Genomic DNA, 11999 nt, shown 5'->3' with positions numbered 1-11999 from the left:
ACGTGTCGGTGCCGGATGCAAGGATCGACCGGTGATCGATCACTTTGGAATCAATTGCACCGACTGGGCCAAATCAAAGGAGTTCTACGACTCTGTGCTGGGCGTACTCGGGTACAGCCGACAGCTGGACTACCAGGTGGCGATCGGCTACGGCAGTGAAGGTAAGCCCGACTTCTGGATCGCCGATGCCAGTGCCGGCGATGCCGGTGGGCCCAACCGGGAAATCCACGTGGCGTTTCACGCGGCCGACGCCGATGCCGTGCAGGCGTTCTACGACGCGGCCCTGGGTCTGGGTGCCGAGTCGCTACATGCGCCACGCCTGTGGCCCGAATACCACCCGGGCTACTTCGGTGCATTCGTCCGCGATCCCGACGGAAACAACGTCGAGGCGGTGTTCCACGGGGCTGCCCCGCAGTAGCCCTTAGAGCTGTTCCAGTTCCGAGATCCGCCAGTCGCCGTCGATGCGGGTCAGGCTGACCCGGTAGGCCACCGCGTCCTTGGTCGACGGACCGCCGGCGGTCTCGGAACTCTGGTCGACGAACGCCACCACCTTGGCCTCGTCGGCGGTCAGCGATTCCACTCCGGTGTTGCGGACAATCGCCGACTGGGTGACGTTGTCCGACTTCGCGCGGATCGTTTTCCGGTATTCGTCGACGGCGGTGCCGGTCAGGATTTCGGTGACCGCGTCGATCTCGGCCCGGCTGGTGGTCGGGGTGAAGCTCAGCGCCTTGACCACATTGGTCTTCACGAAATCGGTGACCTGCTCGCGCGCCTGGTCGTCGTCGGCGATCGGGGCGGGCGCCGGAGTGCTCTTGACCGACAATTGCCAGAAGCCAAGGCCGCCCGCGACGACGATCCCCACGATCAGCGCGATGACCGACAGCGTCCAGCCACGTGTGCGTGTGCCCATCAGTTCACGAACTCCAGCTTCGAGGCCTTGTAGCTGCCGTCGACGTGCTCAACGGTGACCCTGACCCGTTGCAGTGAAACCACACCGACCCGATTGACTGTGACGGTCACCTTGGTGTCGACGGTGACGAGCACGACCGCCTCGTTGGAGAACAACGATTCGACGCCGGCCCCGGTGACCGTTCCGTCGGTCTTGACGCCCAGATCCGTGGCCTTCTTTTTGATCTGCGGTGCTTGGTTCTGCAGGTCGGCGCGGAACTCGTCGGTGGCGCCGTCCATGATCGTCGCGAGATCGGTGTCGACCGTGTCTGCGCTCACGGTGACGGTGTGCAACGCGAAAGTCTGGGCGGCGTCCACGTATGGCTGCCACGACGGCGTCGTTCGCGCCACCGGGGCATCGCGGACGAACTGGCTGATCGCGAAGCCGATGGCGCACACCAACAGCACTGCGAGCACGGTAGGCACCACAACCCTTGCCGCGCTGCTCTTCTCGGGGCGGCGCGGCTGCGGGATCGGGCTGGGCCCCGACCAGTGGGGGGAGGAGTGCGATGGGCCGGCCACCGGGTGGGTGGATGCCGTGAAGCTCGGGGCCGTGATGACCCGCGGGGGCTCGGGAGAGAACTGTTGCGGCCGTGGCGATACCGACACCGGCGGCTGAGGCTGCGGTTGCGGCGTGGGGGGCCGCTGCGTGAGGGGAGCGGCCGTCGGCCGGGCGTCGGCGAGCGCCTTGGCGAAATCGCTGCACCGCGGGTAGCGGCCGGCCCGGTCCTTGGCCATCCCCTTGAGCATGACCTCGTCCAGGTAGGCCAGTTCGGGACGTTCGGTCCCCAGGCTCGGTGGGGGCTCGTTGAGTTGCTTGCTGATCACCACCGCCGGGTTGGAGTGGTGGAACGGCGAGTGCCCGGCCAGGAGCTGAAATGCACTGGCTGCCAGCGCGTACTGATCGGCCCGCCCATCCATCGACTGCCCGAGGAGCTGCTCGGGAGCCGAGTAGGCCATGGAACCGACGGCCATGTTGGTGGCGGTGATCCCGCTGATGTCATCGATCCGACGGGCAACGCCGAAGTCGGCCAACAGGATTCGACGACGAGCCGCTTCGGGTCCGGTCAGCAGGATATTGGCAGGCTTCACGTCGCGGTGCAGCAGGTTGCGCTCGTGGGCGTAGTCGAGCGCCTCGGCGATGGCGGTGACGATCTCGACCGCTTCACGTAGGGGGACGCCGCCGGGGTGCCGCTCACGCACGTGCCGCGCGGCGTCGGTGCCGTCGACGTAGTCCATCGCGATCCACAGCTGGCCCTCGTACTCGCCGCGATCGTGCAAGCCGACGATGTGGGGATGCCAGAGCGAGGCGGCGATGTCGGCCTCGCGGTTGAACCGTTCGCGGTACTGGGCGTCACTGGTCAGCGAGGCCGGCATGATCTTCAACGCATCCTGGCGGGGGAGCCGCGGATGTTGGGCCAGATATACCTCGCCCATGCCGCCTGAGCCGAGTAGACGTTGAATCGTGTACCCGGCGAACACGTCACCGGTATTCAACGGCATGCAGTGATGGTAGTCGGACCGGCCATCGGCCGTTTCGCGAGTAGCGTCGATGCCATGGCTGCCGCTGACTCCAACGCCGGTTCCGATGCCGTCCGCGAATTGCTGCGCGACGCGTTCACCCGGCTCATCGAGCATGTCGACGATCTCACCGACGGGCTGACCGAAGAGGTGTCGAGTTACCGGCCCACACCGCAGGCCAACAGCATCGCCTGGTTGATCTGGCACAGTGCTCGCTGCCAGGACCTGCAGTTGTGCGACATCGCCGGGATCGAGCAGGTGTGGACCCGCGACGGCTGGAAGGATCGGTTCGGGCTCGATCTACCGGGCAACGACATCGGCTACGGCCACAGCCCCGAGGACGTTGCGAAGGTGCACGCCTCAGCCGAACTGCTGGCGGGCTACTACCTGGCAGTGCACAAGGTGACGCTGGCCTACATCGCCGGGGTGACCGCCTCCGACCTCGGCCGCATCGTCGACAGCCGGTGGGATCCGCCGGTGACGGCAAGTGCCCGGCTGGTCAGCATCATCGATGATTGCGCCCAGCACCTGGGCCAGGCCGCGTATCTGCGCGGCATCATCCCTTGATCGCCCGGTGGTGGCCCGTCGTCGGCCTCACCGTCATGGTCCTGCTCGGCTGGGCCGTCCGTACGGGACCGGTGCCGATCGACAACTGGTTCCAGCAGATCGGCGTCGAATTCGGTTCGTATCGGGACGTCTTCCTGGTGCTCAGCCAGCCGCTGCTGGTGGCGGCCGCGTTGCTGGTCGGCATCGTCGTGGCGCTGCGCCAACACCGGAAACGGTTGGCGCTCGCCATGGTGGTGAGCCCGCTGGTGGCGATCACCGTCGTTCGCGTCATCAAGCCGATCTTCGGTAGGGAGAAAGGTGGTGCGCTGGCCTATCCCAGCGGTCACACCACGTTTCTCGTGGCAGTGACGAGCTTGCTCGTGTTGGTGGCAGGCATGAGGCTGTGGGTGCTGGTGGTGGCGGTCTGCGTTGTCCTGCTCGCCATGTTCGGCCTGTCGATGACCTTTCACTACTTCACGGACACGATCGGCGGGGTGCTGCTGGGCACCTCGGTGGTGTGCGTCGCCGCGACGCTCGCCCGAGATGGGCAATATGGCCAGGTGGATGACGCCTCGCCTGATCTTCGCTGAGCGATCATTTGTCCGGTGCGGACTTTTCGCCCGATGGCTACCCGCGATGCGGAGCCCTCAGGTGCGAGATGGCGCGCGATGTCCACGGGGTACTTTCAAGATCGGCCAACCATCAAGGACCAGTTGACGGTTCAGGAATGTTGGTCGTCGCCCGGTGTTGCATTCCGCAATGCTTTTAGATCTGGCGTAGCCCCACAGCAAACTCTTCGTGCGGGTGCGAGCTGCGCAGATGGTTACTTTCTGATTTTTGCGGCAACCGTGCCGGGAGCGAAGGTAGTTGCGCATGCAACAACCGCAAAATTTCCACCTGAGAAAAACCTGAGATCTTGATTAGTGCCAGGTAAATTCCGGCGCGTACCGAGTCGTCGGTCAGCCCAAATAGCAAGTCATCGAGGGGATTTCATCAATGAACAGTCGTGTCAACAGTCGTGTCTCGAGCGGTCTGGCCGCATGCGTCGCCGTCGCCACCGCCGGTGTCGTCGCGATCACTCCGGTCGCGGTGTCGACACCCACGCCGCCGCGTGTTCTCGACGCGTCGACGGCCTTGATGGCCAGCTTCGAGGGCATGAATCAAGCGGGGCTGGTGTTCATGGCCGGTCAGCGGCTCGCGGACCAGTTCGTCCAGGCGCCGCTCACGCCCTTTGTCCTCGCGGCTCAGCTCGTGGCCGGCGACAACGAGCGGTTGTTCTCCCAGATTCGGCAGATCGTCGATTCACCGGTCTATGTCGCCGATCCACTCATCGAGGCGATTGCCATCACGCTGCCCGAGGAGTTCGGTGGCGGCTCGGACCACGTAACCAACACCTCGGCCGGTGACGGCGCCTTCATGCAGTTCCGCAACAACGAACTCCTGGGCCTCCGGGATGACATCAACGCGCAGTTCGCGCAGGTGCTCGACGTCGACACCCCGTGGCCCAACGACAACTACACCGCGGCGCTCGCTCGGGGGCTGCAGGAATCGGCCGTGCGCAGCGTCAACGGCGCCGTGCTCGGGGCGGTCGGCCTGGTGTCCGTCGCGCAGGCGGTGGCATCCGGCGACGAGCTCGCGGTCTACAGGGCGGTGAAGGAATACATCGATGCGCCGATGTGGGTCGCGGACCCGGCGATCGAGGGTCTTGCCGAAGCGCTCCCGGCCGGGCTCGGTGGCGGCACCAATCACGACCCGACCGACCCGACCGGTGACGGCGCCCTCATGCAGTTCCGTAACAACCAACTGATCGGTGCGCGCGATTCCGTGCGGATCGCAGCCGCCAACGTGCTCGGTGTGCGCGACAAGGTGGACAGCACCGGCAACGTGCTCGCCAACAACAGTCTCAATCGGAGCCGGCTGCTGTCGGCCGCCGACGACAAGTCCGACCAGAAGCCGAAGGTGAACAACCTCAAGCCCCACGTCACCAACCTCAACGCCGCGCTCGACGGCGCCAAGGACAAGGCCGAGAAGCGGCGGGAAAAGGCCAAGGCGAACGTCGACAAGGTCGTCAAGAAGGTGCGCGAAGCGGCCGACAAGACGGCCAAGAAGCTCGGCCCGAAGAAGGGTTCTGAGGACTGAGGTGATGCCGGCGTAGAGCGCGGTGATGAGGGGTCGCCACGCTCTCGGTAAGTTCCCCTCGAATTCGACGAGATGGCCGCTCACGCACTCCGCGGGGCGGCCATTTCGTCGATCTGGACACCCCGGCGCGGCCACCAACTTGACAGGTGTCAACCCCGGTGCGACGTGCGTCACAAACGCCGATTAACATAGGCCGCATGACAGCGACGCCAGATGTAGCTCTGACCGGAGAGTTCACGGGCTCCGGCACCATTTACAACCCCGCGACCGGCGCCGTCGCCGGCCAAGTGACCTGGACCGACGCGGCCGACGTGCCGCGTATCGCGGCGGGTCTGCGGGAAGCGCAGAAGGAGTGGGAGGCCCGAGGCGCCAAAGGCCGCGCCAAGGTCCTTTCCCGCTACGCGGTATGGCTGGGGGACCACCGCGACGAGATCGAGAAACTCCTGATCGCCGAGACCGGCAAGTCGGCCATGGACGCCGCACAAGAGGTCCCGCTGCTGATCATGATCCTCTCGTACTACATCAAGGTCGTCGAGGAGGCGATGGCCCCGGACACCCGGCCGGCCGCGCTGCCCATCATGTCGATCAAGAAGATCGCCGTGCATTACCGGCCGCGCGCAGTCGTCGGGATCATCGCGCCGTGGAACTACCCCGTGGCCAACGCCATGATGGACGCCATCGGCGCCCTGGCTGCCGGGTGCGCGGTGCTGCTCAAGCCGTCTGAGCGCACCCCGTTGACTGCCGAGGTGCTGCTGCGCGGCTGGCTGGATTCCGGTGCCCCCGAGGTGTTCGCCCTGGCGCAGGGTGCGCGTGCGGTGTCGGAGGCGGTCATCGACAATTCCGACTACGTCCAGTTCACCGGTTCCTGCGCGACGGGAGCCAAGGTGATGGAGCGTGCAGCCCGCCGTCTGACCCCGGTGAGCCTGGAGCTCGGCGGCAAGGACCCGATGATCGTGCTCGAGGATGCCGACGTCGAGCTGGCCGCCAACGCCGCGGTGTGGGGCGGGATGTTCAACGCCGGCCAGACCTGCGTGTCCGTCGAGCGGGTCTATGTGCTCGATCCGGTCTACGACCAGTTCGTCGCCGCCACCGTGAAAGCCGTCGAGAACCTCAAGATGGGGACCGGGGAGGGCTACCACTTCGGCTCCCAGATCGACGACAGTCAGGTGGCGATCACCGAACGCCACGTCAACGAGGCCGTCGCCGCCGGCGCCAAGGCGCTGACCGGAGGCAAGCGCCCCGAGGGCGGTGGCAGCTTCTTCGAGCCGACCGTGCTGGTCGACGTCGACCACTCGATGGCCTGCATGACCGAGGAGACCTTCGGTCCGACCCTGCCGATCATGAAGGTGTCCTCGGTCGAGGAAGCCGTTCGGCTGGCCAACGACAGCCCCTACGGGCTGAGCGCCTCGGTGTTCTCCAAGGATGTCGACCGGGCCAAGGCCATTGCGCTGCAGCTTGATTGCGGTGCGGTCAACGTCAACGACGTCATCTCCAACCTGATGTGCACCACCGCGCCGATGGGCGGCTGGAAGACCTCCGGTATCGGTGCCCGCTTCGGCGGCGTCGACGGGGTGCGCAAGTTCTGCAAGCAGGAGACCGTGGTGGTGCCGCGCACCAGTGTGGGCGCCGGCGGCAGCTACTACAACAACTCCGAGAAGGCGATCGTTCGGATGAACAAGCTGCTGACCAAGCTGGCGCTGGCGCGTCCGCGCCGCAGGGCCAAGTAGGGCACTACCAGCCGTTCACCCCGGCGACACCTTCGTGTTCGCCGGGGTGGATACCGTCGGCCGGTGACTCTCGACATCACCGGGTACACGGTCCGCGACGACGACGATGACGACCCCGAACTGCTGCTGCAACCCAGCGGCGAGGTCGTCGACACCTGGCGGGAGAACTACCCGTACGACGACCGCATGTCGCGTCAGGAGTACGAGGAACAGAAGCGCCTGCTGCAGATCGAACTGCTGAAGCTGCAGAAGTGGAGCCAGGGCAATGGACTCCGGCACGTCATCGTGTTCGAGGGGCGTGACGCCGCAGGCAAAGGTGGCACCATCAAGCGGTTCATGGAACACCTGAACCCCCGCGGAGCCCGCGTGGTCGCGCTGGAGAAGCCGACCGAAAAAGAACGCACCCAGTGGTACTTCCAGCGCTACGTGCAGCACCTGCCCGCCGCCGGCGAGATCGTGCTGTTCGACCGCTCCTGGTACAACCGCGCCGGGGTGGAACGCGTGATGGGCTACTGCTCGCCCAAGCAGCACGCCGAATTCATCCGGCAGGCCCCGCTGTTCGAGCAGATGCTGGTCAACGACGGCATCAGTCTGACCAAGCTGTGGTTCTCCGTCACGCAATCCGAGCAGCGCACCCGGTTCACCATCCGTCAGGTCGACCCGGTGCGGCAGTGGAAACTCTCACCCACCGACCTCGCGTCGCTGGACAAGTGGGACGACTACACCGCCGCCAAGGAAGACATGTTCGCCTGGACGGACACCGAAATGGCGCCTTGGACCGTGGTCAAGAGCAACGACAAGAAACGTGCCCGCATCAACGCCATGCGCCACGTGCTCGGTAAGTTCGATTACGACAACAAGGATTTTGAGGTGGTCGGCCACGCCGATCCGCTGATCGTGGGGCGAGCCCTGTCGGACTGAGCAGTCTGGCCGCTGCCCGGGAGCTAGGAGGACGGCGTGCGCTTCGTCATGACGCTGTTCCTGTGGGTGTTGACGACGATCCTGCTGGCCGCGGCGCTACCGTCGGCGTGGGTGCAGAAAAACGTCATCGACGAGCAGGGCTACTCGTCCTTCGCCGCAGGCGCCGCTGCCGACCCGCAGTTGCAGCAGGCCGTCGCCGGGGAACTCACCACCCAGGTGCAATCCCTGGCCTCGCAGAACGGTGCCGATGTCGACTCGCGCCGGATCCGCGCCGTGGCAGGTGCCTACACCGCCGGGCCGGACTTCCCTGGACAGTTCGCCCTCGCCAACCAGCTTGCGCACACCTGGATGTTCACCGACCGGCTGTCGCGGGACGAGAACGGTAGTTGGGTGATCGATGTGGCCCCGATGCTCAGGGACACCTCGTTCCGTGAAACCTTGTCCAACTTCGGTGTCGAAGTGCCGCAAACACTTACGGTCCCAATCGCCTCATCGGCACCGGATAATCTGCGGCCGGGGATCCTGCGACCGCTGGCCGTGTGGGCCCCGTGGGTCAGCGTCGGCGTGACAGTGCTGGCCGGCGTCTTCGCCCTGCTGACTCTCGCCGCCGCACGCGCCCGCGGCAAAACCCTTGCTGCACTGGGCATCTCCTCCTTGTTGGTGGGCGCCGCCGGTTGGGCCGGATTGGAGGCGGGCCGACGTTACCTCAACGAGGCCCTCAACCACACCAGCGGCGACATCCGACAGATCGCCGATGCCATGGTCGGGCATGCCATCGACAGCCTGCACCAATGGCTCAACCTCGCCCTGGCGGCCGGCGGTGCGCTCGTGGTGTTCGGGATCATTGTGGCGCTGCTCGGTGGGTTGCGGCGTCGACCAGCTTGAGTTCGAATTGCGCCCACTAGCTTTCGCCGGCTACGACACGTCGCTGGCAGGGGATAGCCACGTATTGCATTCGCCGATCTTGTTCAGGCGGTAGCCCTGATCCCACCAGGATCCATAGCGCTCAGGCGATCCGTGGTCGCGTGGCGAAACGGCATCCCAATTGCCGTTTGCAATCACCTGGTAATCGGCCACGGTGAACCGGCCTCCGGTGTCGACGATGGAACCGACGAACATGCCGGAGAAGCACTGCGCCTGCAGCTCCATGCGGCGCGACAGTTCCAGTCCTGGTTCGGACTGCTCGCCAACGGCTCTGGCCTGTTTGTACATCTCATCGGAGGTCCCGATGAGGTTCTGGACGTGGTGGCCGTATTCATGGGCGAGCACTGCCAGGTTGAAGATCACCTCGGCGGTGTCTTTTTTCGGGGACAAGCTGGACAGCGGCACGTACAGAGTTTCCGTCTTGCTGCAGTACAGGCCTGCGAAGCCGCGCATCCCGTCGCTATCGCATCCTTCGGCCAGGGACACCTTGGGACTACGGAATTCCATTCCCGCCGCAGTGATCAGGGGCTTCCACGCCGTATCCATGCACGACACGGCTGTCTCGTAGAAAATCCGGGCCGCCGCTGCGTCGCTCGGCCAACCGACGGGATTGCATGGTTGTTTTGCCAGGCCGGCGTCGAAGTTGGCAGCGATCCGGTTTTGTCCCAGCGCCGCGTCACCTGTGGGCAGGGCCTGCGCCGTGGTGGAGGTCGGGTGCGGCGTCGTGGTGGCGGTGTATGACGGCGCGGACGTGAGCTCGCTGGTGGGCACGGCGACTGCGGGGCTGACCGGCTCGCTGGCGCTGGCGGTGCCCTGCTTGTCGAGCACGAAGACCCCGGCGGTGACCAGTGCGATCACCACCACGACGGCGACGGCCGAGCCGATCAGGATGGCGGCGCGCCGAGAGCTTTTCGGCAACGGCGCAGGCGCCGGATAGGCGGCGGACGGAGCGCCCCACGGATCGGCAAAGTGCTGCTGGGGAGGCGGGCCGGACGGAGCGGTTGCCCAGGGATCGACAGCTGAAGTCCACGGGTCCGCCGGCTTGGCGGTGCTCTTTTCGGCCGGCGTGAACGGATCGGCGCCCGCGGCGAAGGGATTGTTGTTATCCCAGGACTTGGGCGGCGGACCGAACGGACCCCACGACTGCATTTCGAGAACGATACTGGCCTGACCAGGCCGCGGCTGCGCACGAATTCCCGGCAGGGCCCCGCTAGCCGCTCAGCGTTTGCCAGAGGAACTCGTACGTCAGCGCGGACCTGAACGCCGCCTGCTTGTTGTCGGCCGCGCCGCCGTGGCCACCCTCGATGTTCTCGAAGTACAGCACCCGGTGCCCGGCGGCCTCCAGTGCCGCCGCCATCTTCCTGGCATGGCCGGGATGCACCCGGTCATCGCGGGTCGAGGTGGTGATCAGGATAGGCGGGTACTTCGCGCCCTTTGAAATATTGTGGTACGGAGAATATTTCGACATGAACTCCCAGTCCGCCGGATCGTCGGGATTGCCGTACTCGGCCACCCACGACGCACCCGCCAGCAGCAGGTGGAAGCGCTTCATGTCCAGCAGCGGCACGCTGCACACCAGCGCTCCGAACAGCTCGGGGTAGTGGGTCAGCATGACGCCCATCAGCAGCCCACCGTTGCTGCCGCCGGAGGCGCCCAGCTGCTCGACCGTGGTGATACCGCGGTTCACCAGATCAGCTGCCACCGCGGCGAAATCCTCGTACACCAGGTGGCGGTTCTCCCGCATCGCCTGCTTGTGCCAGTCCGGACCGTACTCGCCGCCGCCACGAATGTTGGCCTGTACGAAGGTGCCGCCGCGGGCCAGCCAGGCTCGGCCCGCGCCGCCGAGGTAGCTCGGGGTCAACGAATTCTGGAACCCGCCGTAGCCGTAGAGGTGGGTGAGGCTCGGTTCGTGGCGGCGCCCGACCACGAAGTACGGCACCTGCGTGCCGTCCTTGGACGTCGCGAAGAACTGCTCGACGTCGATGCCCGTGGCGTCGTAGAACGCCGGTGCCGACTTGACCTCGACCAGCGGGCCTCCGGCGGTGCCGTACAGCAGCTTTGACGGGGTGGTGAATCCGCTTGAGTTGTAGAAGACTTCGTCTCCGAGGTGATCGCTGTCGACGACGATGGTGTCGGTCGCGGGTGGAATGTCCGGTGCGTCCCTGTGCTCCCAGGTGCCGGGAGTGACGATCTCGACATGGCTGGCGACATCACGCAGCGTGACGAGGATCAGCTTCTCTTTGGTCCACTGCACACCGGCCAGGCTGCTGTGCTCATCCGGCTCGTAAATCATCGCAAGATCGGCTGTGCCGGAGAGAAAGTCGTCGAACTTGGTGCCCAGTAGCGCCCCGGCCGGGTAGGTGACGTCACCCACCTGCCAGTCGCTCCGCAGGGAGATCAGCAGCCACTCGCGGTGCAGCGACAGCGACGAGTCGGTCGGGATCTTGATCTCGATCAGCTCACCGTCGCGCAGCTCGTAGCGGATGCGGTGGTAGAAGTCGGTGTAGCGGCCCAGGCGGGTGTGCTCGAAGCCCGGGCTCCGGTCGACCGAGGCGATCACCCGGACATCGGTTGGCTCCGCCTCATACACCGTCTCGGCCTCGGCCAACGGCCGCCCACGCCGCCACCGCTTGGCGATCCGTGGATACCCGGACTCGGTCATCGAGCCTTCGCCGAAGTCTGTGCACACCAACAGGGTGTCCTCGTCCTCCCAGGACACCGACGACTTGGCTTCGGGCAGCTCGAACCCGCCCGGCACGAATTCTCTTGTCCGCATGTCGAACTCGCGCACCACGGCGGCGTCGGCGCCGCCGCGGGACAGGCTGATCATGGCGAGTGTGTGATCCGGCTCGATCACCTCGGGCCCGGACCACACCCAGTTCTCGTCCTCGGCGCGGGCCAGCTCGTCCAGGTCCAGGATCACGTCCCAGTCCGGATCGTCGGTGCGGTAGCTCTCCAGCGTGGTGCGCCGCCACAGGCCGCGCGGATTCGTCTCGTCGCGCCAGAAGTTGTACAGGAACTCACCACGCCGGCCCGGGTAGGGGATCCGCGCATCGGTGTCCAGGATCTCCAATATCTCGGAGCGCATCGTCTCGAAACGTTCACCGCTCAACTGGGCGAGCGTCGGCTCGTTGTGGGCACGCACCCACGCCAAGGCGTCGTCGCCGGTGATGTCCTCAAGCCACAGATAGGGGTCCTCAGCCACCTGCCCATTGTGACTGCGCGAGTACTGTGAGCTGAACAACACCACTGGCCCGTGGAAGTGAGGACGTG

At 65.7% G+C, this 11999-nt stretch carries 11 protein-coding genes; 7 read left to right on the top strand and 4 right to left on the bottom strand.

Annotated features, from left to right (window positions below; genetic code table 11):
- Positions 1-31 precede the first annotated feature (31 nt).
- Positions 32-418 (top strand): VOC family protein, encoded by a 387-nt coding sequence (locus tag AC4ELH_RS19000; protein WP_064880691.1) that lies wholly within the window; start codon positions 32-34, stop codon positions 416-418.
- A gap of 3 nt (positions 419-421) precedes the next feature.
- Here AC4ELH_RS19000 and AC4ELH_RS18995 read toward each other — a convergent pair whose 3' ends face one another.
- Positions 422-910: a hypothetical protein gene (locus AC4ELH_RS18995; protein WP_498885939.1), complete on the bottom strand. Its 489-nt coding sequence runs from the start codon at positions 908-910 to the stop codon at positions 422-424.
- A complete protein-coding gene (locus tag AC4ELH_RS18990) occupies positions 910-2451 on the bottom strand; it encodes a serine/threonine-protein kinase (RefSeq protein ID WP_498885937.1) in 1542 nt (513 codons plus the stop codon). The genes AC4ELH_RS18995 and AC4ELH_RS18990 overlap by 1 nt, the downstream gene beginning before the upstream one ends.
- Before the next feature lie 54 nt (positions 2452-2505).
- Between AC4ELH_RS18990 and AC4ELH_RS18985 the strand changes: the two genes are divergently transcribed.
- From AC4ELH_RS18985 to AC4ELH_RS18960, 6 genes are all read left to right on the top strand, one after another.
- On the top strand, positions 2506-3036 hold the full coding sequence (locus AC4ELH_RS18985; RefSeq protein ID WP_064880718.1) for a mycothiol transferase: 531 nt from the start codon (positions 2506-2508) through the stop codon (positions 3034-3036).
- Positions 3033-3605 carry a phosphatase PAP2 family protein gene (locus AC4ELH_RS18980; RefSeq protein WP_498885935.1) on the top strand — a complete coding sequence of 191 codons (573 nt, stop codon included), beginning with the start codon at positions 3033-3035 and terminating at the stop codon, positions 3603-3605. The genes AC4ELH_RS18985 and AC4ELH_RS18980 overlap by 4 nt, the downstream gene beginning before the upstream one ends.
- 406 nt (positions 3606-4011) lie before the next feature.
- On the top strand, positions 4012-5154 hold the full coding sequence (locus AC4ELH_RS18975) for a hypothetical protein (RefSeq protein WP_498885933.1): 1143 nt from the start codon (positions 4012-4014) through the stop codon (positions 5152-5154).
- Positions 5155-5351: 197 nt separating this feature from the next.
- A complete protein-coding gene (locus AC4ELH_RS18970) occupies positions 5352-6881 on the top strand; it encodes an aldehyde dehydrogenase family protein (protein WP_064882204.1) in 1530 nt (509 codons plus the stop codon).
- Between the two features lie 63 nt (positions 6882-6944).
- Entirely contained in the window at positions 6945-7802 is an 858-nt protein-coding gene (ppk2, locus tag AC4ELH_RS18965) for a polyphosphate kinase 2 (RefSeq protein ID WP_055110501.1), read from the top strand.
- A gap of 36 nt (positions 7803-7838) precedes the next feature.
- On the top strand, positions 7839-8687 hold the full coding sequence (locus AC4ELH_RS18960; RefSeq protein ID WP_498885930.1) for a hypothetical protein: 849 nt from the start codon (positions 7839-7841) through the stop codon (positions 8685-8687).
- A 30-nt stretch (positions 8688-8717) separates the two neighbouring features.
- Here the strand turns inward: AC4ELH_RS18960 and AC4ELH_RS18955 are convergent, their stop codons facing one another.
- The gene (locus AC4ELH_RS18955; RefSeq protein WP_498885928.1) at positions 8718-9875 is read right to left on the bottom strand and encodes a neutral zinc metallopeptidase; all 1158 of its coding nucleotides are present in this window, start codon (positions 9873-9875) and stop codon (positions 8718-8720) included.
- A gap of 61 nt (positions 9876-9936) precedes the next feature.
- The gene (locus AC4ELH_RS18950) at positions 9937-11973 is read right to left on the bottom strand and encodes a prolyl oligopeptidase family serine peptidase (protein ID WP_448443835.1); all 2037 of its coding nucleotides are present in this window, start codon (positions 11971-11973) and stop codon (positions 9937-9939) included.
- Between the last annotated feature and the right edge of the window lie 26 nt (positions 11974-11999).

Source organism: Mycobacterium shunyiense (assembly GCF_058270075.1).
Note: the sequence above shows the minus strand (reverse complement) of the source record. Positions and strands in the feature narration are given on the sequence as shown.